Here is a 24,692-nt window from a genome sequence, read left to right as displayed (position 1 = left end):
ATTTTGATTAAACTAAATTTAAAACCTTCAACTAATAAATTTGTAGCAAAGAGTATCTCAGAATTTGTCAGCTGGTTAAAGAAAAATTATGATTTTCCTTCTGCTGTACATGTTAATGTGACTGGAGCAAATTATATTACAAATGGAGTAACGGGAGAAAAAGCTACCGCAACTTGTTATCTGCCATGTTCAAAATATGAAGTTGCTGAGATAAATATATCAACTGGTGATTTTTTTGAATTTGTTAAAGCAGAAGGAAAAGATAGTGCAATATATACAATTGTTCACAGTATTTGTCATGAAATACAACATTATTATCAGTGGATTGATGATTCGACATTAAATGAAGAAGAAGCCGATCATGGAGCAGATGAAATGACCTATGAATATATTGATTTTCGAGGTTTTTTATATGAATAAGTTTGAGAACATTGAGTATAATATAGTATGAAGAAAATAGACTTTTTATCTTTTAATAATCACCTAATCGAGCTATATTCAAGAAATTTTATAGAGAATGGAGACGAATCTTTTTCACTAGGGTATATATTAATGGAGCTAGATTCATTTATTGTATTTATGTCAATTAGTGAAATTGGCACACTGGAAAGTATTCAACTGAGAAGCAAAAAATTTATAACAAATATTTTTAGTAATACTGAGTATACAAAAATGTATGATTTTTTTGTTAGTTACTCTAAAAAAATGAACGCTTTTGATGGATTTTCATTAGAGAAATCAGTTGCTTTAACTGAGAATACAACGCCTAAAGAGATTTTGAATACGGCATTGAAGCGAAATAAAACGATATCGATCATAACGTCAATCGACGAGAGTATACTAACAGGGAAAATTGTTTTATTAGATATAAATAGATTGGTACTCTCATTACTAGATTATGAAAATATTGAAATAGATCACAAACAATCAGTCAGCTTAGAAACTATTCTATGTATTGATGTAGTTAGTGTTGAGAATTATTTATATGATAAGTATTTAGTAATGAAAAACGCCAATTAGATAAATTGATTTTTCGTATAATATTAACTTCGCTACAATTCTCTGAGCCCGATCATTCATGATCGGGTATTTTTTATTATAATCAGCTTCAATAAATTTAGGACAAATTTCTAGGAGAGAGGACTGAAGTTTATTCTCTTTCTAACGCTAGCTCGGGTCGTACGGAAATGAAATGGTTTTAGCATCATAATTTACTATTTGTCGAGCGAAAGAGTACCAAAAATATCCGCTTGAAATACTCGAATAAAAAAATTGGTGAGTGCTGAAAACAGATTTAATGATCTGATCAATACGTGGACAAAAAGTTTCAGATGTTAGAAATTAATGAAAGGGAATGTTCAACAGAATATTTAATCAGAATACTTATCAAGAAACCTTAAGTGTTTAAGATGCTTAGTATAATCGATGAAAAAGATAGTGATTGGATTTAACGAGAAAGAAGTTGTTTTCTATCAAAGAAATATGGATGTACGCAATCATTGGACAGTGGCGGCTATTTTTAGAAGAGTAATTGCAAGGAAAATGTAAAAAAATTTCGTACATTTTTTTGTGTTCAGAAATACGTAACAAAATCTAAGTTCAGTTATTCAGTCGGTATTAAGTTATGGTAAAATTTACGATGAAATCGATCAGCCTATAAATCAAGAAGATTACCAGAATACTGACCTTTTATTTTCAAGGGATTACTAAAATAGTTAACCTTATCGTGCAAAAGCAAAAAAGATAGATCGAAGAGGCTGGTGGAAAAGTCGAATCTTTAGAAGAGTGGGTCCCTCCCATGAAAAGATGAGGGGCAACAAATAGAAAGGCGAATACGGTAGAATAGCATGTTTTCAGGGATGTAACATGATAATTGCGTGCCTGTTTTGTCGAACACAATGTATAATCCTACTTGTTAGATATTTCACAATTACTATCTGAGAACCCTAGCTATTTATCTGGCGGTGAAAAACAAAGAGTAGGAATTGCTCGAGCACTGATTACTGATCCAAAACTTATTTTGGCAGATGAACCAACTGGTTCACTAGACTCAGAGACAGAATTAATGGTATTAGATATTTTTCAAAGAATTGAATGGAATAATACGAGCTTTGTAATGGTGATACATGATGCTTCCGTAGCAAATATTTGCGATGAGCTATACATGTTAAAAGATAGAAAACTAGAGAATTTTCAAGACTTTAGAAATATCTAAAATAATTTTGAATTCTACTATCAGCCGTAGCAAGAGATATTACCAGCGAATTTTGAAATTGATTTAATTCATAATGGAAGGGGTCAGAAACTTTTAAGTTTTTGATCCTTTTTTGATTCCTCATTTCATAGCTCTTTCAGCAGCTCAATTAATTAGGTCAGAAAGTATCTCCATTTAAAGGACATCAGAGTATACATTGTTGACCTTTCTTTTAGGTGATGTATAAATCATTCTGGATGGTCGGATATGTTGAGCAAAATTAGTCTTTGAATAGATAGAATATTCATTATTGAACTGCTAAGAAGAGTGTTCAGAAAATGACTAATTTCTGGACACTCTTTTTTAATACTATAATTTATATGTATCACTCTATTTTTGTGTTCATAAACTCGTAACTAAATCATTGTTCAATGAAAATTTAGATTTATGAGTATTAGGATAAATCTTGGAAGGGGTCAGAAACTTAATAGTTTATGACCCTTTTTAAGATTAACTTATAAACAGAATTATTTATAAAAGTGCTATATTTAAGATATTTTAAACATGGCCAATAAGATGGTCTCAAATATAAGACCTAATGCAATTTTTATTTAAAGGAGACTATAATGAAAACCGCAACAATAATTTCAGAAAATTAGGAATGAATTTAAAAATGTTTTCGGTTGTGTTTTTTATCACAATGATGCTCAGCTGAAACATTTATTTAGAAATTTATAGGAGAGTAAATAATGAAAAAGAGAGTTATAACTACTACTTTAGCTGCGGGATTTATTCTAGTGTTTGCAGCGGAAGCTCATGCGGATACAATCAATGGTCATCATGTTACACGTTTAAGTGAAAGCCGAGCAGTTGATGATAAGGGAGATAGATGGTCTAAGGACGGCAATGTCTGGTTCAATGATGAAACAAGAGAATACGGCAAGATCGTCTCCGATTCATTAGAATCAATACAAGGCTCATCATATTACCCTGAACTAAAGGAACCTGACTCAGACAAACCGAACGAATTAGTTCAAATACAAGTGCAAGATGAAGGAACATCGGTACACCAACAAATGTTAACAACAGCAGGTACCACAGAATCTAAATCAAACCAAACAAATGAATCAACAATAGAAAGTCAAACGGGAATGACTGTTGGAGCAACTGTAGAACAACCAACAACAACAGATCCGACCTTAGGAACGACAACGATCACAAAAGAAGCTGTACCAACCAAAACAGAAGCAACACAGCTCGAAGAAGATACAAGAATGGCTGGTACCACAAAGACAAGATCAAACCAAACAAATGAATCAACAATAGAAAGTCAAACGGGAATGACCGTTGAAGCAACTGTAGAACAACCAACAACAACAGATCCGACATTAGGAACGACAACGATTAAAAAAGGAGCCGTACCAACCACAACAGAAGCAACACAGCCCGAAGAAGATACAAGAATGGCTGGTACCACAAAGACAAGATCAAACCAAACAAATGAATCAACAATAGAAAGTCAAACGGGAATGACCGTTGAAGCAACTGTAGAACAACCAACAACAACAGATCCGACATTAGGAACGACAACAATCACAAAAGAAGCTGTACCAACCAAAACAGAAGCAACACAGCTCGAAGAAGATACAAGAATGGCTGGTACCACAAAGACAAGATCAAACCAAACAAATGAATCAACAATAGAAAGTCAAACGGGAATGACCGTTGAAGCAACTGTAGAACAACCAACAACAAAAGATCCGACATTAGGAACGACAACGATCACAAAAGAAGCTGTATCAAGCAAAACAGAAGCAACAAAGTCCGAAGAAGATACAAGGATAGCCGAAACTAGTGGAAAAGGATCGAACCGAACAAATGGCTCAACATCAAAAGAAAAGACAAAAACGGATGTTGTAGCGAAACCTGTTAGGTTTTTAAGTTCAGCTAAAAAAAGCGTTCCCATGAGAGCTATCAAAAAAGACACTGCTTTCTCTAATATTTTATCTAAAAACAACGGTCATACTTTCCCAAAGACTGGTGAAAGTACGCTATTTTCCAATATTTTACAAGCTGTAGGTTTTTTAGTTATAAGTGTCCTAGGTGTAGTTAGCATAAGAGTGAAGAAAACAAAGAACTAATCAATTTAATTAATTGATTTGGATAATAATTTTCTCCAAACGTCATCTGCCGGGTACGCAGAAACTGTATAGAAATCAAAATAGGCAAAGACTGAAGCTATTGTGATCAGTCTTTGCCTAGATTCTCAGTGAAAGCATAATCTTTAGGTGCCATAGAACATCAAAAATAGAAAAGGAGAATAATTTATGAAATGGTTTTTTATGATATGCACTTTAGTATTACTCAGTTTTATTTAGAAATGTATCACGTTTTTAGAGAGGGATAATGCATGTTTGGAGAAACGATTAGAGAAATACGGCTAAAAAAAGGATTTAGTCAAAAAGAAGTCTATAGAAATATTATCTCAAAATCATATGCGATTGAATTTGAGAAAGGGAAACATAATATATCTTCTGATGTCCTTATTAAGATATTAGAAAACTTGTCTATGGATATTAGCGAGTTCTTGTTTATTGCCAATGGCTATAAATTAAATGAACAAAATCATTACACTTATCATTACGCCAACCTATCTAATAAGCAAGACATAAAAGGATTAGCGTTACTTTTAAAAGAACTAGAAAGAAAATCAGGACAAATAAATGCGATCAGAGTGGCTGAGGTACGCTCGAGAATAAGAATTTTACAGCATTTAGAAGTTTATGGAGTATACAATACCGCTGTCGTTTTAGAAGAAGATAAGCAACTGATTTTGTCCTATTTAATGGGGATTGAAAGCTGGACGCTTCAAGAAATACATTTATTTGCCAATACACTAGATTTTTTAGATCACGAATTTATATTTATCTTTTTTAAAAGAGTTTCTAAACTGCTGGAGTATTATATTCAATTTGAGAAAGGCAGAGAAGTATATTGTGGTCTCCTGATTAATATTATTGAATATACATTTGTAAAAAATCAGTATGAGTTTGCAGAAGTTTTACTTACCCAATTGGGGTTGTTATCCACCAGTTTCCAAGACTTTTTTTCGAGAACGCTGTACAAATTTTTTGAAGGATTACTGATTATGAGGACAGTCAATGAGGAGCAGGGAAGAACAATGGCAACAAGAATGCTAGACATCATGGTTGAACTTGATCAAGCACCTTTATCAAAAATGTTCTCGTTATTGTTGGAGTAACATGCTGATTCCAGTGTATTAAATCTATGTTGAAGTTAGAAGCTACTAAATATAATGTTTAAGACAGCGCCATGCAAGGTGACTCATAGATAGGCGCTTTGTGAAGATATAGTTCAAAAAGTATAGGGAATCTCAGAAGCAAAGGTTCAAAAAACTAAAACGTTTTTGAACTCTTTTTTTTATTGCTTATTTTCATAGGTTTATAAAAGGAAAGTGGAATTCAGCAAATCTGGAAAGTCTGAAATACCAGACCAAAATGTTTCGAACAAACGAGGTTTGATAAACTATACATTGTGCTTAATGTCACAATAGTGCTCCGGCAGAACTGGTTTTCTGATGATTTACTTTTTAATCAAATCTAGGACATTGACATTGGCCATTTTTCAATTATGGATAGGATGGAGTCGATTTGTAACTGAGTTTATTTTCGTTGCTTTTCAACAAAGGGTAATGAGAGAGTGAGTAGCGACTATCATCGTCTAAGTTAGCAAACAATATAAAAAAACTATCGAAAGATAGAAGTATAAATAATTAAAATGAGAGAGGGAAGAAGTGTATGAGAGAAAGAAGGAAACAAACAAGGATCGGAAGGTATATTGAAGAGCATAAGAAAGGGTGTGTCCTAGCTCTTGCTGCACTGGGAATGATCTTTTCATTTAGTGTGGGCGCCTATGCAGCGATTGCAACGACGTTTCATTTTTTGGGGACAAAAGACGATTCCATAAGAATTGCACAAGTTTTAAGCGCTTTGGGGATAGAGATTAAAGGTCAAAAAGCCCAAATAGCACAACTAGTCCAAGAAAAAGCGGAAGCTGAAGCAGCAAAAGCAAAAGCGGAAAGTGATTTACAAGCGGCCAATGAAACAATCGAAAACGTGCAAGCCCAAAATAGTGAAGCTTCTGCTGCTGTAAGTGGTGCGAACGCCAATGTTAATAAGGTAGCGCAATATGCAAAAGATTTAGAATCTGCAAATACGAAGCTAAAGGATTATGCGAACGCAGTTGCTGCGGACGCCGGTTTAAGCGATAGCTCCATAGACGTCGATAATACCAATGATGCGTTGAGTCAAGTGGACAGTGAACTGCAAGCCGCAATTAGTAAAGCTAATGACAGCAATGGAAGTAAGGAAAAAGCGCAACAAGCTGTCGATGAAGCAAACAAAGCAAAATAGCATAGAATCTCTAAGATAGATTCGGTTTTCCCTGCAATAGTCGTGCTGCTTGAATAATTTTTTGAGTGTATAATAGAAAAACGAGTGAACATACGCTTATATTTTAGGAGCAATGTTTCCTTTCGCTGGGACTATTTATAAAGAAAGGTATCTAGAAAATGAATCCTCTCTAGATACCTTTTTTATGTACTTAAGTAGGAAGATCGTTTTTTATGGTAGATTCAATCAAAATTGTTAAGGAAATTCTCTTGTATCAATAATCATTTTTTACAAAATTAAAGAATTTACACCTTAGAGATTTTGGCAGTTCAAGGCTACTCGTTTATTTTCTGAACGAGTAGCTTATTTTTGTATCTATAGAATCGGATACAACTCATTGTTCACTTAAAAATCAGATTTGTGAGTATTAGAACAGCTCATCAAAAGTGAACAGAAACTTAAAAGGTTTTGATCCTTTTTAGTTACTTATTTCATAACTCCTTAAGTAATTCAATAACTAGATCAAAAAGGTATTATTTCAGAGAACAGTAGAGTATACTCCATGGATTTTTTGCCGAATGAAATATACAAATCATTATTGGCAGCTAAATATGTTGCGCAAAAATAAATTTCGGATAATGGAATGTGCATTATGTAACTATTAAAAGAGTGTTCAGAAAATGACTAGTTTCTGGACCCTCTTTTTTTATGACAATTGAAGCACGTAGCTTTCGTTTTGTGTCTATTGATATACAAAATATTGTTCATTTAAAAAGAAAGTTTATAGAAATAGAGACACTTTAATTGTTGCGGAAAGAACATATGTAACAATACGTAACTACCGTTGCGTATTTTGTATTGTTTTTTGAACAAAATTCAACAAACGTAATGAAAGATGGGATTATCATTCAACCTATCGGTAAATCAAAAAGCTCCTCTAGAAAAAAGTGGCGAGCGCTCGGATTATTTTTGACGGATTGCTAGAAGTTGATATTGAAAGCAATCAGAAAGTACATTGTACGTGTTAAGAGAGAAGGATTCTATAGAGCTGAGTTTATTAAATCAATTGTTCAATATATTTCAAGTGGGAAAGGAAATAATAAGACTGTTGATTATTATAAATGCTGATTTATAAAAATTAAGAAAAATCATTTTAATTTATTTTCCTGAAAACGCCTAATAAATCAGCATTTACAAGTCTGTTTTTGAATTTTTTTTATTTTGTAGTTTTTTTTTGAAAAAAAGGCATTGACCTTAAACCTGGTTTAACCCGTATATTAATTTGTGAATTAAATATTTAATAATGAACTATCTCACTTTTATGAAATGAGGAAATTATATTGAAAACAAAGAAAGAACGAAAGAAACACGCAATCCGATGGATTCTATTTACGGTAATCCTAAGTCTTGGTTTTTTTTATCAAACAGGCTATGCAGATGAGGTGAATAATTTTTCGATTCAAACGTTAGATGAGGATGGAAATGTAAATGCGCAAGGCTATTACCATTTCGACGGTCTGCCGGGAGAAAAACGTGAAGTTTCTATTAGGATTTATAATGCGTCTGATGTAGCAATTACGGTAAAAGCTGCGGTGAATCCCGCTTCCACCAATGAAAATGGTATCCCTGGTTATTTGGCAGAAGACACGTACGATGATTCATTAACGCATCGAATGGATCAATTGGTCAAGATTGACGAAGCAAAACGTACGATTCCAGCGTTAGGTTTTGTCACCATGAAAGTAGTAGTTTTATTCCCAGAAGAAGACTGGGCGGGAGACATTCTCGGAGGGATTCGGTTTACGGAAGAAGTTAAAAATATAAGCGAACAAACAGTAGTTCATGAAGTTGCGTACACCGTTGGTATTTTGTTAAACAATAAAGACGGGGAAACAGTTGAAAATGACTTGCATTTACAAGACATTACAACAGGACAAAGAAATTATCGAAACTTTATTGAAGCTAACATTCAAAATAGTGCAGCATCGATTGTTCGCAATATGAGTGTTGAATCTACTGTGACTGAAAAAGGGGGGAAAGCAGCGATTTATACGTACGATGTCTACGATCTTCGCATGGCGCCCAATTCTAATTTTAATTTTGGTATACCAACGGGGGAACGACCCATAAAGGCTGGGGACTATGTTCTTAAAATGAGGGTAAAAGCAGATGGGAAGGAGTATCATTTTGAAGAAAATTTCACGATTGCCGCGTCAGAAGCCCGCCAGTTAAACCAAAGTGCAGTGAATATTGATGAGAGGACGCCTTATCTATCTTATCTGATTTTAGGGGGAATTGGACTTCTTATTCTCCTGATTATTGGCAGATGGATTAGAATTAATGGGAGAAAGAAGGCTGAATCGCTCTAAAAAAATGCTGGTTTATAGTGTTCATCCAGCTGAAACCGGAAGGGGAAAAATACTAAATCAATTGAGAATAAAGGAGAATAAGAAAGCAACACGTACGAACAAAACAAAGAAAAAACAAAAAAATTGGAGGATGAACAATGAAGAAAACAACAATCACAATAGCAGCAGCACTTTTAGCGGGAAGTATGGGACTAGGTACATTAATTAGTCAGGCAGCAGAAGTAGAGTATGAGGATGCGACGAACGCAAGGACAGAGGGAACGGTGATTATTTTAGAAAATGATTCATCTAATCCGGTGATTCCAGATCCAGAAAATCCAGGAGAAGAAGTAGATCCTGAAGTACCAGTTAACCCCCACCCAGGCCGACTAAGAATCAATTATGTTTCAAACTTTGATTTTGGTAAGATTCCGAATATTTCAAGTGAAATCGTTCAAGAGGCACGATTGGACCATGTATTTTCTGGTACATCAGAAGAAGGACGGGTACCATTTGTCGCAACAGAAGATCGTCGTGGGAGTGATCGATTAGGCTGGGAGCTGCAAGTTTCACAGCCTAAACAATTGAGTGATGCAAGCGGACATGAGCTGCAAGGAGCAACGATCACCTTGAGTGGTCTGCGTTATGTGAATCCCACATCAGCTACGCCCATTGCGAATCAAAACGAGATTGTATTAGGAGAAGCCGCACAAACTTTGGCAACCGCCAATGCTTCACAGGGTGCCGGTGCATGGACACTAGCTCTGGGGAATGCGAATGCAGAAGGACAGACTGATGGCGTTGTCTTACGTATTCCAGCCAATACCACAAAAAATGATACGGCTTACTCAACTGCACTAGTTTGGGAGTTGGTCGCGGATCCAACAAACGCATCTGGAGAATAAGGGGATGTCCCCTATTCTCCAGTACAGAAACCAAAGAGAAAGGGATAGTCCAATGAAAAAAGTCTTACTTGTTTTTGTGTTGAGCCTAGTTCTATCAACTCATTTTTTATTTCCCGCGATCGTTGTGGCCACTGTGATCGAAGAGTCTACGAGTGAATCTGATTACGAAGAAGAGATCCAAGAAACTAGTAATAATCAGGAGCAGCAGGGAGAAGAATCGGAGACAGAATCAGATGGATCCTCTGATCAAACAAGTGCAAAAAATCTGGAAGAGTCATCAATTGAAGATACTGTCGAGGGAGTTATTGAAGATCAATTGCAAAGAAATCAAAGATTAACTAGCATTGTCACTAGCACAATAAGTGATTGGCACATAGATGAACCAATTCTAATCGCTACTATTAATATGGAACTTACGACTGCGTTTAACGGAGTGAATCCCGGAGCGTACAATGTGGCACGTGTTTATGGAATCAGTAATCAGTTTTCAAGATTTAGTGTTCGAGCGGTTGATGCGCATGGAAATGATATCAGTGCTGCCTTTTTTACGGACATTAGGTCTGATTATGTAGATTTTCGAACGAGAGCAGATAGTTCTCCAGGAAATGGTTGGATTACTCTTGAAATTTTTGGTTTTGTTAATAAACATGCGCCTGTAAATATTATCTTTGACGGTTTAGGAGGATATTTCGATTTTGGGGAACTTACTTTCGGAATATTTGTCGTAAATATGCGTGGCGATACGGTTAGAAGAGAACCGGATGTGACATCCAGTACACGTTTAATGGCCTTGGGGGGAATACTCAATGTAACTCATATTGATGAGTCTGGAAAGGAGATAGGTGATGCTGAGTCAAATCTTGGGATGCCAGGGGCGGAATATACAACAGAGGCTTTAAATTTGGACGAATTTTATCTTCTAGAAATCAGAGGTGAAGCTTCTGGAAACTATATTTTAGGAAGAGTCATCGAAGTGACCTATGTTTATGCGAAGAGTGCATTGACAGCAGAAGTTGTGCCTCAAACAATTGATTTAGGTGGTCGATTGACGGAAAGTCAGCTTACCCAGGCCATAACCAATGTTTCGCTTAATGGAGGCTTGTTATCGAGTGATGAGTATACCCTTAATATAAATAAATCTCCAGATACGAGTATTGTCGGAACAACAACCAGTGCTTCTGTAGTATTAAACCACAACAGAACTAGTCAACAATTAATACTCGAGATACCAATTACAGTTACTTTCGGAAACGCAATAAGATTCAGTGGGTTTAATGACTATAGTGCTGGGATCTACACTTGGCATTCCGACATTGGAATTATCACTGCTCGAAGAGGAACGACAAGCACGACAGGAAATGTACACAACAATTTTTCTGGTATTTATTATAACTTTAGCATACATGATTTAGGTGATAACACGCGGCGTGTCATAGGCACTGATACGTTGACCTATTCGTATGATGTAAGAGGAACTCAAACGATTGCTTCAGCTGTTTCTGACTTTGGGAACGGTTTTGGGGAGACAAATGCTAAAGTTGGCGATATTGTCGAAGTCTATCATCGTGAACCTACACGACTCAGAAAATATGACGCCCCCCATTCTGAATCTGAAAGAGTAAATAGCTTGAATAATCGTGCATATTTTGAATTGACAAGTAATGGATACAGCCTATTGACATTTGATCGAGCACACCCAAATCCTACCACTATTCAGTTAGGAATGTCTGAAAAAGAATTGGAGGCAAACATATCAAAATATTTAGATCTTTCTGACACCAGTCATGTCTCGATTAGCGGTTTTCAAGAATATCCCGATACATCCAAAATCGGACAAGTAGTCGGAATTATTCGTGTTGAAGAACGTTTGAGTACTGGGAAATTTATTCTACGTGATTATGAAGTGCCTTTTACGGTTGAACCAGGTCGGTTGGAGCTGGCTAATGTAACGAATGGAAATTTTAATTTTGGAATCATTGAGCAATCAAGCCGCCATCAAGAGGTAGCGGCCAAGGGTGAACACGCACCAACCATTACGATTGATGATTACAGCAATACTACGCAATGGTCCATTTTTGTTTCTGCTAGTCCATTTGTGAATTCAGAAAAGCAAGTGTTGACTGGGGCAACGATGATACTCAAAGATTTAAGTGTCCAAGAAACGGTCCATACGGGGTTCACGGTTCCGTCAAAAGACATTGTATTGAGCCACACTCCGAAGTTAGTTGGGGCAATGAGCAATCCCAATGAATTATATGAAGGAGAACATGGTACAACAGAGATTCAAATTGGGGAAGTAATGAATGGATCTTTGACAGGCGTTCAATTGAGATTGCCGGCGAATACGCCAGTGGATGATGGGACGTATCGCTCAGTGATCACTTGGGAACTAGTGGGTGATCCTACGTTAGGAGGAAGCGAATGAAGAAAATACTAATCGCACTCTTTTTCAGTATAATTTCTCTTTATATGAATTATTCAAATTCTTTGCCAAGCGTAGAAGCATCTACTTATGAGAATCAAGCGGGGGTACAATTTTATCAGAGAGAAGAGACAGTAAGTTCTGAACAAAATGAATTAGATAGTCAACCATCAGAAATAGATATTCAGAAGAGTCTGCCACAAACAGGAGGAGTAATTTCTTCAATGAGCTTTTTGGGAGGCAGCGTAATCTTAATAGTTTGGTTAATAAAAAAGAAAGAAAAGACAAGTTGATTTTTTTTCGGTACTATATGTTTTTGTGTTTAACAATATGAAAAAATATAATAGAAACATATAGTACCTTAATATCTTAATAATAAGCAATTAAAGTAACGTAGTAGTTTTAACATCATTTTATAAAGGAATATCTTGATAATCGAGAAATAATAGATTGCAAAAGTGTAGTGTTTAGGAAATCATTCCTACGATAAATAATACTACATACATGATGAAACTTTGGGAATGATTACTTAGAAAATGTTCATTTTAATCCCTCTGCTTTGATTGTTTTCATAGATAATGATCAGTTACAGAAGCCAAAAAAAGTAGTAGTCAATAGGCCGGTTATTTTCTAAACCTCCGACGATGTACTGTGCGACTACACTGGAGTAATCGGCAGAATCTTGTATATCATCCAATAACTGATTCAAGTTATTTTCACTATAGTCGTATCTATCAACAGTTAACGCCCCACCAAAGTATATTTCACTTGATTCCGCAAGGTGATCTTTAGGAATAGTGTTATTGGGAATGTCTATAATGCCAATTTCTTCTGTTATGGTATCAAAATGATCTCCAGTAAATAATAATAAAAAATTTGTTGGATTATTTAATAAAGAAGAAATGTGTTCTTTTTTGTAAAGATCAAGAGGTTCAAATTTCGAAAAAGGAAACTCTAGATTTAGGTTTTTCTCTCCGTTTAAACAATGATTGATATGAGCAATATCCTTTATTCTTGTATTAAGTACTTTTGATACAGCATTTAATTGTTTGATCCAGTTGTCAACGGTAATAAGAGTATTGTTTAATATTTGGTTTCTTTGATCCAAATCACCATTTAAATGAAGGGTTAGATCGGTAATGGGAATTTCTAAGTTTCTAAAAAAAGTAATATCAACTAACTGTAATATAGAATGAGCATCAAAATATCTGTAGTTATTCTCTTCGTCTCTACTCAACGAAATTAGTTGTTTTTTTTCCCAAAACCGGATAGTTGAAGGTTCAATATTGAATAGATTAGCAATTTCCGTTATCGTTCTTTTTTTATTTGAGATAACTATTCCTCCTCTTTTTTGTAACTTATAGAGATATATAAGTAGTAGAACACATCATCTTCGACTTTGAAATTCGATTAAAGTAATCTTAACTTTCTAAAATACTATAAACAAATAGACCATATTCTTCAACTCTATTTAAAAGAATAGTAATGCATTATTTTAATTCTATCAACTAATCAGTCAGGACATTGTGAAAGTAAAAACGCAATTCTTCTATTTTGTATAAATCACCAACTGTTGATTTTGAAAGTTTAAAAAATCAACAAATTCGTATTTTGAAATAAAGCGAAGGGTAGTATTAATGAGGTATAGATTCAAGGGAAATTAATAAGCTGTAGTAGGAAATGAATAAAGAAACTCATTTTCTATAAAAAAAGCATTGTCATTGAATTGAGCTTTCTTGCCTAAGGATAAATAAAAATTTACAAATACTTAAAGGTTCTTCCAATCCACTTAGATTATAGATCTTATAGTACTTGGCATTTGGATAACGAGTGAAATATCAATTATTTATTAAGAGGACGATTGCTTTTTAAAAACTAGACCTCAAACCAACTTTAATGTGTATAGTTCAGCGCAACAAACAACTTGCGTTTTTCTTTTAATTTTCAAATAGGTCATTGTTCACCTGTAAAGGAAGCATCTTCTTTCAGAGGCTTTCATCTAGGGAAAAACAATAAATGAAACCGGCTTATAGTATTGATTTCATTTTGGAAAGGACGAAAATTATGATCGAAATCAGTAATCTATCTGAATATATCAAAGAATTTCAATTTGAAGAAAAGCAGTTAAAAGCACATCCGTTGATAAAAAATTATATTGAAAATCAAGTTCAAAAATTAAAAGAATTGATAGAAGCATTAACGTCCGCGAATTTTTGGATTGATATTCCAATAATTATGGGAATAGATTCTAAGTTAGTATTATTACGAGAACTCATTATCACTATTGAAGATTTTGATTTTTCAGACGAAGAAGTGTTAAAAATAGTAGAACAAGATTATCCATACTACAATAAAGAATTATGTGGATATAAATTGAATGATGTAACTAGCCATTCACTAATTTTTAAAATAAAGTGATCTGGAAAAAGAATCAAGGAAAAGTAGTCTTTTATAATATATTTTGAAGTCAGGGATGGAATCCTATGAAGACGTAATAAAATTTCTAACCGAACGATAGAGGACAGACGTGAAAAATTGCGAGAAGCTAAACGTGCTTATTGAATCCTATTCACTTACCAACTATGACACGGGAAAAGCAGAAGTGGTCAAAGGTAATGCAGAAATGATCTATCTTATCATGAATCTGGGCATCTCTTCGACGTTTGGTCCACATCGGGAAGACTTTCACTAACTATCATTTAACAAAGATAGAAACTTTCATTCTTTAAATTTTGTTCTGGGGTTGTTAAAAAACAAAGAGGAACTATTATTACATAATACCAAGTATCTTATAAAAATAATGATTATTTTTGGTTGAAGGAACTCTGTCCTTGCTTGAAAAGTATTTACTATAGAATACATTATTACTACAATAGATGAGATATAAAAATAGGTGGTTAAAAAAATACCACGATGGAGTTGGCAGATGAAAAAGAAAATCTTTTCCTACATATCTTTGGCAAGTTTAATAGTACCTTCTTTTTTTGTTCCCATTGTGAATGTTCGATCAGATGAGCAACAAGAAAGTGTAGCACAAGCAACTAATGAAGAATCTGAAAATATGAGTAATTCGATTACAACGCTGGATTCTTCAACAACGCAAAGTGAATCTTCTGATACTTCGACAGAAGATAATAATGAATCCACGGAAGAAACAACAACGCAAAGCTCTTCTAACAACGCAAAATATTCTGGCGAAGATCAGGGGAATAGCCAAGTTGAAAATGAGACGACAAGTCAAAGTTCTGCAAATCCATCTGAGGTCGCAGTAAATAATGATCAAGAAGATTTTGCAGCTTGGCTTCCGGATCCAGCACTACAATCCGTAGTTGCTAAATCTTTAGGTATAGATGTGTCCGAAATCACGAAGGAACAGATGAGCAAACTTCAGACTCTCTATATCTACGCTGCAGATTCCGCTATTGCTGATTTGACAGGCTTGGAATATGCAACAAATCTATCATCATTTTATATGAGCGGCCAAAATCAGGTTACTGACTTTTCCGTTCTCACTTCGTTAAATAACTTAGTTTATGTATATTTGATGGGTGCTAATGTAACGGATGATAATGTACCAAACTTTGGTGCCAGTTTAACTAGATTAAATCTTAGTTCCGCAAATGTAACCGATGCTGTATTTTCAAAAATAGTTCATATGAAAGGACTAGAGTCGCTAAGTTTCGAGTCCAATATGAATATTACGACAATTGCACCTCTGGTTGCATTACCAAATCTAACAGAATTAAGAATACAGTTCTGTGGCGTGACAGATTTTACTGTGATAAATGAGTTTCCCAAATTATCAAACTTAGCTGCTTATGGCCAAAACACAGGAAGAAATGATGCGATTACTTCATTATCTGCAAAAGAGTTAAATTACGATCCCGATAATCAATCATTTTTTGTTCCATTTTCCATTATGCCTAATCGTTTAACAAATTTTGATGGATATCAGCCTCCTTTTACAAAATCGAATAGTACTAGTCAGACGTACTTTGATTTGAATGGTGTACAGGTACCCTCCTCAAGATTAAGTATTACAGAAGATGGGATTACTGTATCTGGGGTTACTCAAAGTGAATTTGAAAGTATCGAAACAATGGAGTATAACGCACGACTGAATAATCCTGCCGGATCCTATGCTCAACCAGATGGATATAGTTTTTACGCCATTTCTTCAGGAACCTATTTGCACCAATTTTCGATCAATCATCAAGAAGCCGCTGCAGATGTTACGGTGAGTTATATTGATACTGAAGGGAATGAATTGAAGCCTTCTCAAAAAATTAGCGGTAATATTGGTGAATCTTTTGATGCAACAACGCCAGAGTATAAGTTAGAAATAGACGGGTATACTATAAAAGAAGTTCAAGGTAATCCGACGGGAACCTTCAGTGATACAGCGCAAGAAGTCGTGTACGTATATGAACGCAGCGATGCAGCACCAGTCACGGTGAAATATCAAGATTCCGAAGGGAATCAGTTGGCAGATCCAACCGTATTAAGCGGAAAAGTAGGGTTACCATATACAAGCGAAGCCAAAGAGATCCCAGGGTGGTATGTAGTAGAAACCCCAGATAATGCTTCCGGCACCTTCAGTGATACAGGGCAAGAAGTGGTGTACGTGTACGAACGCAGCGATGCAGCACCAGTCACAGTGAAATATCAAGATTCCGAAGGGAATCAGTTGGCAGATCCAACCGTATTAAGCGGAAAAGTAGGGTTACCATATACAAGCGAAGCCAAAGAGATCCCAGGGTGGTATGTAGTAGAAACCCCAGATAATGCTTCCGGCACCTTCAGTGATACAGGGCAAGAAGTGGTGTACGTATATGAACGCAGCGATGCAGCACCAGTCACAGTGAAATATCAAGATTCCGAAGGGAATCAGTTGGCAGACCCAACGGTATTAAGCGGAAAAGTAGGGTTACCATATACAAGCGAAGCCAAAGAGATCCCAGGGTGGTATGTAGTAGAAACCCCAGATAATGCTTCAGGTACTTTCAGTGACGCAGCTGAAGAAGTCGTGTACGTATATAACACTAAAGCGCATAATCCTAAGAACAATGGTAATTCAAATAATCATTTACCAAAAACTGGACAACAGATTAAAGGACAACTGATTTTAAGTAGTGTCGGAGCTTTGTTAGTCACACTCGTATTTGTAGCAATTAAAAAACGTAAAAGAAGTAATCGATAAGAGGAAGAAAGAGTGTTCAGAAAATGATCGTTTCTGGACACTCTTTTTGAATCAAATTTCTAATAATGCTATTCGATATTGTGTATAGAAACCTACAATGAAATCTATGTCTAGATAAAATAGGAGTCGCTAAATATAAGAATAATTCATTTAAGGAATTGCAAACTTTAAAGTTCTTGATTCATTAATGATTCACCTGTTTTTTCATTTTTGATTAGGCTCTTTTTATTATGTTCATTTAAGCTAACGGTATAATTTTTTTGGAGGCTGACTTTTCATTGATAATTAAAATTTATTTATTGTGAATGATTATAAAAAGTTCTGAAAATACTAAAATAATAAAGGGAGTTTGTCAAATAATATAGAGAAGATAGCTCATTAATCAATCTGAAAAACACCTCTAGGCTAGAGATATAGCTTAGAGGTATTTTTATGACTAATTATGGTAAGATTATTAAATAAAAGTTGTCTTCATTTCAAATCGCATCGAATCCTCAAGTGCGGGAGATTAGTAAATGAAAAGGTCCATTTGGGGTGAGCTAATCTTTACAAGAAAAGAAGGTTGATTTAGATAATGAAAGAACGGGGAGAAGAAATGAAAAAGAAACATAAAGTGATACAAATGTTGGGTGGGGCTACACTCTTATACATCTTAGCGGTCCTGTTTATAGGGGGCGCAACACTATTGCTGTTCAAAAATCTTACCTTTTTGATTGAGCCAGTAGTTAAAGTATTTCAGGTGGTTCTTCCTCCGTTAACTATGACGCTCGTTTTATATTTTGTACTTAAACCAGTTGTAAAGTTTTTGGTAGGGCTAGGACTTTCAAAAGTACTGAGTATTATTATTACATTATGCACACTTACTGCTGCCTTCATCTTGTCAACTGCCCTCGCACTGCCGTTACTTATCCAACAATTTGAACGATTGATCGAAAACTTCCCAAATTATTTGATCGAAGCTGAACGAGTAATAGAAACTTTTATACAAAATACTAGATATGAACAAGCATATCATGAGGGACTCGAGGTTCTGGCGAATTGGATAAATCAAGTTTCTAATAATGTGGGCGTATATCTGGGCAATATTATTTTCGGTGCTTCACAAGTGTTTTCAACGATTACCCATGTCCTATTGTTGTTATTGACAGTGCCGATCATCACGTTCTTTTTATTGAAAAATGACCGTCAATTTGTAGAGTATTCTTTAGGTATCTTCCCCCCTAGATTACGTCATGAAGTCAAAGAAATCATTCGGACGATGGAAAATCAGGTGGGCGCCTATCTAAAGGGCCAACTAGTCGTTTGTGTGATCATAGGAACATTGACTTTTATTGGCTTCTTAATTATCGACATGCCTTTTTCTGGAAGCTTAGCATTTCTTGTTGGCGCAACAGCTATCGTTCCTTATATCGGACCGGTTGTAGCCTTTTTCCCTTGTGCAATCATTGCAATCATGACGTCTCCTACGATGTTCATTCAGTTGTGCATTGTCTGGATCGTTGTTCAATTATTAAATGGGGAGCTGATCGAACCTCAGGTCATGGGAAAACATATGGTGATCCATCCAGTAACAATTATTTTTGTGCTATGGATAATGGGTGAACTTTTCGGCATGTTTGGGTTGATTTTCGGTATACCACTTTATGCAATCGTGAAAGTGTTAGTGGTGTTTGGGTTTCGAAAATTTAAGCAGCGATACAATCGCATACATGCGGAAGATGTTCCCTATGAAGAAACTGAATTTAGTTTAGAATCATACACTAAGAAAAGCAGCCATGGTTAACGAGGGAAACCTGTTGAACAAATGAATTCAAGTACGCATGTCCTGCTCAAATTGATCGTCATAAAAGGTGCGATCCAAATTGATCGTTTGAGTTAAATCATTTGCTTTGATAGTGAAAGAAAGATTTTTAATACATAGAGTGCTTGGAAATATCTATTTTCTGAGTACTCTATTTTTAGTTTGGGCCGATGAATTTCCGATAATTAAGTTTTCCAGTGTCAGAAATTCATTGGATCATGACTCCTTTATAGCCATTCCAATAACTTGTCGTTTTTCTACGAAAGAGGCTGCTTGACTAAGCAGGAATCAACGCGCAACAATGATAAGCGCCAGATGGATAGACTACCTATTTGACATCTGATTTCCCAAATGATATAGTTTCCAAATAGAAATCAATTTGAAGGGAAGTTTTCAATGAATAATTTAGAAGAGGTATTAGTAAACTTACAATGTGAATTGGTGGCTGAAAGAACCAGACTAAATCCTAAAACAATTAGTTGGCTTCAATATGATATTTTAAATATTCTAAATTCTGAAATTGAGATGCGCCCGTCAAAAATGAGTGTTTTGCTAGGAATTAGTAGGACAAAACTTTCAAAGGCGTTAAAAGAGCTAAAATTAATGAATTATATTCAACAGAAACCCAATGATACAGATGGTCGAGAACTACTCACTTTTTTGACAAAAGAGGGAAGTCATTTATTAACAACTATTGATAATGGACATACACACTTATCTGAAATCGCAAATGCAGTTTTTAACCGGAAGGAAAAAGAGCAGTTCGCTGAACTAGCAAAGAAATATTTAGAAGCGCTTAAAACGGAAAGGCTGAGGTATGATGAATGATCTCATTTCTATCGAAGGAGCTAAAACAAACAATTTAAAAAATCTTTCTCTGAAATTTTCTAAGTATCAAGTAACTGTCGTAACAGGTGTTTCAGGCTCGGGAAAATCTTCTTTGGTATTTGATACCTTAGCAGCTGAATCCCAACGATTACTAAACGAGACCTATTCGAGTTATATCCAACAGCTACTACCTCACTATTCTCAACCGATCGTTGATAAAATAGAAAATCTACCAGTATCTATTGTGATTAATCAGAAGAAACTAGGAGGAAATGCACGTTCCACAGTTGGAACTGTAACAGATATATATTCAAGTTTAAGGCTGCTATTCTCGAGGGTTGCAACCCCTTTTATTGGATATTCTATGAATTATTCGTTTAATAATCCCAAGGGAATGTGTGAAGTTTGTAAGGGATTAGGTGAGGTCAAAGAGATTGATGTCGATAAGTTAATCGATTTTGACAAATCTTTATCAGAGGGAGCTATTCAATTTCCTACTTTTCAATCGGGAGGATGGCGCCTGTCTAGGTATACAGAATCTGGTAATTTCGATAACAATAAAAAAATTAAAGACTACCTAGCAGAAGAATTGGACCGTTTACTAAATGATCTCGGTAGCACTCCAAGTAATCCTACGAATAATTGGCCAAAAACTGCACGTTATGAGGGGATCATTCCCAGAATTACCAAAAATTTTATCGAAAAAGAGAGCACGCAATATAGTGCACCATTAAATCACATTCTGCAAGTGAAAGAATGTCCCAATTGTCAAGGAACTAGAGTAAGTAAACTTGTTCGCTCTGCAAAGATAAATGGAAAATCGATCGCAGACTGTGTAAGGATGCCTATTCCTGAACTAAGCAAATTTATTAAAGGGATTCATTCTTCTGCTGTTCAGGTGATTTTGAAAGATTTAAGTAAGAAACTACAGAGTTTGGAGGAGGTTGGCTTAGGCTATTTGTTTCTTAACCGTCCAACAGCAACATTATCTGGTGGAGAATCTCAAAGAATAAAAATGGTTAAACATCTTAACAGTGCACTTAGTGATATTCTATACATTTTTGATGAGCCTAGTATTGGACTCCATCCAGAAGATATTCAAAAAATAGCAAAGATAATTAGGGGGTTAAAAGATAAAGGAAATACTGTTGTTCTTGTTGACCATGATCCGGATATTATACAAATTGCAGACCATATCATTGAGATCGGTCCAGGATCCGGGGATAGCGGTGGAAAAATCACCTTTGAAGGAACCTATGATGAACTACTGAAGTCGAACACCATCACTGGAAGAGCGTTGGCAGATCAGTTGAACGTTAATACACAAAGACAACAATTTTCTTCCTATTACGAATTAAATGAGGTTAGTTTGCACAATGTTGTAAACGCTTCTGTGGTGTTGCCAAAACAAGCATTAACGGTTGTAACCGGAGTAGCTGGTTCTGGGAAGAGCACACTCATTCGCTATCTTTTCAAAAAAAAATATCCTGAAGCAAGTATATTAGACCAGAGTCAGATAAATGGCAACATTCGCTCAAATGTTCTCACGTATCTAAATGTCTTTGATAAAATTCGGAGCATCTACGCGCAATGTTCTGGTAAAAGTGCCTCTCTTTTCAGCTATAACGGTAAAGGAGCATGTCCTCTGTGCAAAGGCAAAGGAGTGATAAAAATGGATTTGGCTTTTATGGGGGATGCAGAGCAAGTTTGTGAGAAATGCCGAGGAAAAAGATATAACGATGAAGCCTTATCTATTTTATGGCATGGTTTCACTATTTACGATATTTTACAATTATCAGTTCGAAAAGCAGTAGATTTGTTTGATGATCGCTTATTGATCAGAACGATGCAAATTCTCATGGATGTTCATCTAGAGTATATGAAGTTGGGGCAGTCGCTAGATACATTTTCTGGTGGAGAACTTCAGCGTTTAAAGATAGCAAAAATAATTGCTCAAAATACTTCTAACTGTCTAATATTAGATGAACCATCTACCGGCCTTCATGAGGCGGATATTGACAGGCTGTTATTATTGTTGAATAAACTTTTGCAAAAAGGAAATACATTGATTGTTCTAGAGCACAATCTCAAAATAATTAGTCAGGCTCAATGGCTTATCGAAATGGGACCTGGCGGGGGGAACTTTGGAGGTAAAGTATTGTTTCAAGGGTACCCAATAGACTTATTAACGTTAGAAGATTCATACACAGCAAAACATTTGAAAAGATATACAAAAAACAACAATTAAAAAAGGTGTTTATAAGAATTTTAGTTCATGATTTTTTTAACAGCTATATGAGGGGAAGAAATTTAATAGCTTTTGATCTTCTTAATTTTTCGACAAAGAGTGTTAAGAAAGTGACGAATTTCTGGACACTCTTTTTAGATACAATAATTTATATGTGTCACTGTATTTTTGTGTTCATAAACTCGTAAATAAATCATTGTTCATTTAAAATTTAGGTTCATGAATATTAGGACAATTCTTAGAAAGAGTCAGAAACTTAATAGTTTTTGATACGTTGGTAAACTCTCATTGAAATAAGCTCGAGAGAGCGTCATAAACTTATGTCGTAAATCTAATGTGAATTTTAGTGATTTTAAACAACGAATTGGATGTAACCAATCAATCTGCGTTAGACAAGGTTAAATAAAAACTTAGCAAGCAAAAAGAAAGAAATTATACGATTCGGGGAAAGTAAATGAAAACGAAGTTGATTCATTCACTACTGTACTAAGCAATCATCTTCATGAATTTGGTTTTGAAATTAGGAGAAATTTGGATAGTATTTCCACTTGGAATGTTTGTAAAAGGAGAGTACAGAGAAGTTTTTCTCGGTATTCTCCTACTTTTTTGAGACAAGCTTATGCAATACACCCATTTTCTAAGAGTGAGTAAAAAAGTAAATCAAGCCCATTATTGTTGCATATGCAACAATAATGGGCTATTATAGTGCTAGATAGGGAGGGGATAGTTCGTGGAGGATATCCTTCGTGAGATAGGATCAATCAGTAGAATGTTGGAATCAATTGCTAATATTGAATTTAAAGAGGTTCAACTCAGTAAAGGGCAATATATTTACTTAGTTCGTATATTTGAAAATGAAGGAATTATTCCTGAACGATTAGCCGAACGGATCAAAGTTGATCGCACGACTTTGTCCAGGGCGGTAAAAAAATTAGAGGAAAATGGCTTCATTCTAAAAGAGTCAGACAAAGAAAATAAAAAAATCAAACACTTATACACAACCGCCAAAGGGAAACAAGCGGTTCAATTAATCATAAGAGAAAATAACTATTCAAATAAAGTAGCGATTCAACAGTTATCTGCTTTAGAAAGAAAAAATCTTGCGGAAATGCTGGCAAAAATAAAATCTTCGGTAGAAGTTGATTGGGTCAACGTCAAGAATGGGATCAAAAGAGACTATTGAACGAATAACGCAACTGGGGAGATTGGATCTGATTGAATGTACATTCATGCTACCTAGGGTAGGAAGCACAGGTAGCTGATATTTTGTTAAAAAGGATATAGCTCGGCTGGCTGCTGAAAAAACAGAGAGCCTGAAAAATAAAGGACATGAATTTGTTCAAATAAACTAAGTAGGAGTGTAGAGAAAGTGAAGAAAATAATGATCGATCAAGAATTTTGGGCGCTATTTCCAGAAGCCCAAATCAACTGCCTTGTTGTAAAAAATATAAACAATGTTGCGGATGTTTCACAAGAGACGTTTTTTACTAACTTGCTAAAAAGTAGTAAAGAGCAAGCAAAGCGCTACTTAACGACCGACACCTTCAGTGAAAACCAGGTGATCCAAGATTGGCGAAGTGCTTTTCAGCAATTTAAAACGAAAAAAGGGGTACGCTCTTCCATCGAAGCACTGTTGAAACGGGTGAATCAAGACAGAGAATTTTCTCCCATCAATCCTTTAGTAGATATTTATAATAGTATTTCCTTGAAATATGGTGTCCCTTTAGGCGGAGAAGACCTCGATACAATCGTTGGCGACCTTCATTTAGGCGTTGCAAAAGGTGGCGAATCTTTCTTTCCCTTAGGTGCAGATACTGATTCCCCAGCCTTGGAAAAGGAAGTCATTTACTATGATGAGAAAGGTGCAATCTGTCGATGCTTAAATTGGCGGGAAGCCCAACGTACGATGCTAACAGAAGAGACCACCAATGCTGTTTTATTCATTGAATCGATCAATGAAACGCAACGGGCTCGGGCGAATGAAGCAATCAAAGAGTTAAGTCAGTTGGTTCAAGAGTATTTTAAAGTAGCAGGTAATGATTATGTGCTAAGTAAAGAAAGTCCTGAAATCATTTTGTAAGGGCGAGCTTCTTGTCTATAGGATAAGGATGTACACGTACTTTTTCTCGATTTTGCATACCATTCTCTCATTTTGATTGATCGGTCATCGTGAAAATCTTGACCCAAATATTCGGATGTGCAATAATTAGGTGGAATTTAAATAATGACATTAGATTTGTTCGCCGGAATAAATCTTATTGAAGTCAGAAAAACTAACCTTAGGCTTTTATGGTTAGTTTGTCTGACTTCTTTTTTGTTTTAGGAGGTATAGGC

19 protein-coding genes are annotated in these 24,692 nt (G+C 35.3%); 18 read left to right on the top strand and 1 reads right to left on the bottom strand.

Annotated features, from left to right (window positions below):
- Positions 1 to 3: 3 nt before the first annotated feature.
- From IGJ01_RS16410 to IGJ01_RS16365, 10 genes are all read left to right on the top strand, one after another.
- Positions 4 to 420, top strand: coding sequence for a hypothetical protein (locus IGJ01_RS16410; protein WP_008381861.1), 417 nt, complete (start codon positions 4 to 6; stop codon positions 418 to 420).
- Between the two features lie 27 nt (positions 421 to 447).
- On the top strand, positions 448 to 1,020 hold the full coding sequence (locus tag IGJ01_RS16405) for a hypothetical protein (protein ID WP_008381862.1): 573 nt from the start codon (positions 448 to 450) through the stop codon (positions 1,018 to 1,020).
- Positions 1,021 to 1,912: 892 nt separating this feature from the next.
- Positions 1,913 to 2,215 carry an ATP-binding cassette domain-containing protein gene (locus tag IGJ01_RS16400; protein ID WP_430601254.1) on the top strand — a complete coding sequence of 101 codons (303 nt, stop codon included), beginning with the start codon at positions 1,913 to 1,915 and terminating at the stop codon, positions 2,213 to 2,215.
- A 728-nt stretch (positions 2,216 to 2,943) separates the two neighbouring features.
- Positions 2,944 to 4,335 (top strand): hypothetical protein, encoded by a 1,392-nt coding sequence (locus IGJ01_RS16395; protein WP_430601253.1) that lies wholly within the window; start codon positions 2,944 to 2,946, stop codon positions 4,333 to 4,335.
- A 269-nt stretch (positions 4,336 to 4,604) separates the two neighbouring features.
- Positions 4,605 to 5,456: a helix-turn-helix domain-containing protein gene (locus tag IGJ01_RS16390; RefSeq protein ID WP_016612623.1), complete on the top strand. Its 852-nt coding sequence runs from the start codon at positions 4,605 to 4,607 to the stop codon at positions 5,454 to 5,456.
- A 556-nt stretch (positions 5,457 to 6,012) separates the two neighbouring features.
- On the top strand, positions 6,013 to 6,627 hold the full coding sequence (locus IGJ01_RS16385) for a hypothetical protein (RefSeq protein ID WP_008381639.1): 615 nt from the start codon (positions 6,013 to 6,015) through the stop codon (positions 6,625 to 6,627).
- 1,319 nt (positions 6,628 to 7,946) lie between these two features.
- Positions 7,947 to 8,975 (top strand): DUF916 and DUF3324 domain-containing protein, encoded by a 1,029-nt coding sequence (locus tag IGJ01_RS16380; protein ID WP_008381641.1) that lies wholly within the window; start codon positions 7,947 to 7,949, stop codon positions 8,973 to 8,975.
- A gap of 137 nt (positions 8,976 to 9,112) precedes the next feature.
- Positions 9,113 to 9,859 (top strand): WxL domain-containing protein, encoded by a 747-nt coding sequence (locus IGJ01_RS16375; protein ID WP_008381643.1) that lies wholly within the window; start codon positions 9,113 to 9,115, stop codon positions 9,857 to 9,859.
- Between the two features lie 52 nt (positions 9,860 to 9,911).
- Positions 9,912 to 12,284, top strand: a complete 2,373-nt coding sequence (locus tag IGJ01_RS16370; protein WP_237714965.1) for a WxL domain-containing protein — start codon at positions 9,912 to 9,914, stop codon at positions 12,282 to 12,284.
- On the top strand, positions 12,281 to 12,574 hold the full coding sequence (locus IGJ01_RS16365) for an LPXTG cell wall anchor domain-containing protein (RefSeq protein WP_008381647.1): 294 nt from the start codon (positions 12,281 to 12,283) through the stop codon (positions 12,572 to 12,574). Before IGJ01_RS16370 ends, IGJ01_RS16365 begins: the two co-directional genes overlap by 4 nt.
- Before the next feature lie 293 nt (positions 12,575 to 12,867).
- Here IGJ01_RS16365 and IGJ01_RS16360 read toward each other — a convergent pair whose 3' ends face one another.
- Positions 12,868 to 13,584, bottom strand: coding sequence for a MerR family transcriptional regulator (locus tag IGJ01_RS16360; RefSeq protein ID WP_081487947.1), 717 nt, complete (start codon positions 13,582 to 13,584; stop codon positions 12,868 to 12,870).
- A gap of 761 nt (positions 13,585 to 14,345) precedes the next feature.
- Between IGJ01_RS16360 and IGJ01_RS16355 the strand changes: the two genes are divergently transcribed.
- From IGJ01_RS16355 to IGJ01_RS16320, 8 genes are all read left to right on the top strand, one after another.
- Positions 14,346 to 14,699 (top strand): DUF7006 family protein, encoded by a 354-nt coding sequence (locus IGJ01_RS16355; RefSeq protein ID WP_008381652.1) that lies wholly within the window; start codon positions 14,346 to 14,348, stop codon positions 14,697 to 14,699.
- 109 nt (positions 14,700 to 14,808) lie between these two features.
- A complete protein-coding gene (locus IGJ01_RS16350) occupies positions 14,809 to 14,973 on the top strand; it encodes an N-acetylmuramoyl-L-alanine amidase (protein ID WP_008381653.1) in 165 nt (54 codons plus the stop codon).
- Positions 14,974 to 15,207: 234 nt separating this feature from the next.
- Positions 15,208 to 17,481, top strand: coding sequence for a MucBP domain-containing protein (locus tag IGJ01_RS16345; protein WP_430601252.1), 2,274 nt, complete (start codon positions 15,208 to 15,210; stop codon positions 17,479 to 17,481).
- 595 nt (positions 17,482 to 18,076) lie between these two features.
- On the top strand, positions 18,077 to 19,264 hold the full coding sequence (locus IGJ01_RS16340) for an AI-2E family transporter (RefSeq protein ID WP_035006938.1): 1,188 nt from the start codon (positions 18,077 to 18,079) through the stop codon (positions 19,262 to 19,264).
- Positions 19,265 to 19,678: 414 nt separating this feature from the next.
- Positions 19,679 to 20,110, top strand: coding sequence for a MarR family winged helix-turn-helix transcriptional regulator (locus IGJ01_RS16335; protein WP_008380308.1), 432 nt, complete (start codon positions 19,679 to 19,681; stop codon positions 20,108 to 20,110).
- Positions 20,103 to 22,358 (top strand): ATP-binding cassette domain-containing protein, encoded by a 2,256-nt coding sequence (locus IGJ01_RS16330; RefSeq protein ID WP_008380306.1) that lies wholly within the window; start codon positions 20,103 to 20,105, stop codon positions 22,356 to 22,358. Before IGJ01_RS16335 ends, IGJ01_RS16330 begins: the two co-directional genes overlap by 8 nt.
- 730 nt (positions 22,359 to 23,088) lie before the next feature.
- Positions 23,089 to 23,541 carry a MarR family winged helix-turn-helix transcriptional regulator gene (locus IGJ01_RS16325; protein WP_008380304.1) on the top strand — a complete coding sequence of 151 codons (453 nt, stop codon included), beginning with the start codon at positions 23,089 to 23,091 and terminating at the stop codon, positions 23,539 to 23,541.
- A gap of 198 nt (positions 23,542 to 23,739) precedes the next feature.
- Complete coding sequence (locus tag IGJ01_RS16320) at positions 23,740 to 24,438, top strand: B3/B4 domain-containing protein (RefSeq protein WP_035006931.1); 699 nt, start codon at positions 23,740 to 23,742, stop codon at positions 24,436 to 24,438.
- The last annotated feature ends 254 nt before the right edge of the window (positions 24,439 to 24,692 follow it).

The sequence above is a fragment of the Enterococcus sp. AZ089 genome, from assembly GCF_050547225.1.
Lineage (GTDB): Bacteria > Bacillota > Bacilli > Lactobacillales > Enterococcaceae > Enterococcus_D > Enterococcus_D entomosocium.
Note: the sequence above shows the minus strand (reverse complement) of the source record. Positions and strands in the feature narration are given on the sequence as shown.

What these genes read in the sequence shown, in the direction of transcription:
- IGJ01_RS16405 (WP_008381862.1), top strand. Translation starts at nt 448, where the DNA reads ATGAAGAAAATAGACTTTTTATCTTTTAATAATCACCTAATCGAGCTA.
- IGJ01_RS16395 (WP_430601253.1), top strand. Translation starts at nt 2,944, where the DNA reads ATGAAAAAGAGAGTTATAACTACTACTTTAGCTGCGGGATTTATTCTA.
- IGJ01_RS16390 (WP_016612623.1), top strand. Translation starts at nt 4,605, where the DNA reads ATGTTTGGAGAAACGATTAGAGAAATACGGCTAAAAAAAGGATTTAGT.
- IGJ01_RS16385 (WP_008381639.1), top strand. Translation starts at nt 6,013, where the DNA reads ATGAGAGAAAGAAGGAAACAAACAAGGATCGGAAGGTATATTGAAGAG.
- IGJ01_RS16375 (WP_008381643.1), top strand. Translation starts at nt 9,113, where the DNA reads ATGAAGAAAACAACAATCACAATAGCAGCAGCACTTTTAGCGGGAAGT.
- IGJ01_RS16370 (WP_237714965.1), top strand. Translation starts at nt 9,912, where the DNA reads ATGAAAAAAGTCTTACTTGTTTTTGTGTTGAGCCTAGTTCTATCAACT.
- IGJ01_RS16365 (WP_008381647.1), top strand. Translation starts at nt 12,281, where the DNA reads ATGAAGAAAATACTAATCGCACTCTTTTTCAGTATAATTTCTCTTTAT.
- IGJ01_RS16355 (WP_008381652.1), top strand. Translation starts at nt 14,346, where the DNA reads ATGATCGAAATCAGTAATCTATCTGAATATATCAAAGAATTTCAATTT.
- IGJ01_RS16345 (WP_430601252.1), top strand. Translation starts at nt 15,208, where the DNA reads ATGAAAAAGAAAATCTTTTCCTACATATCTTTGGCAAGTTTAATAGTA.
- IGJ01_RS16340 (WP_035006938.1), top strand. Translation starts at nt 18,077, where the DNA reads ATGAAAAAGAAACATAAAGTGATACAAATGTTGGGTGGGGCTACACTC.
- IGJ01_RS16335 (WP_008380308.1), top strand. Translation starts at nt 19,679, where the DNA reads ATGAATAATTTAGAAGAGGTATTAGTAAACTTACAATGTGAATTGGTG.
- IGJ01_RS16330 (WP_008380306.1), top strand. Translation starts at nt 20,103, where the DNA reads ATGAATGATCTCATTTCTATCGAAGGAGCTAAAACAAACAATTTAAAA.
- IGJ01_RS16320 (WP_035006931.1), top strand. Translation starts at nt 23,740, where the DNA reads ATGATCGATCAAGAATTTTGGGCGCTATTTCCAGAAGCCCAAATCAAC.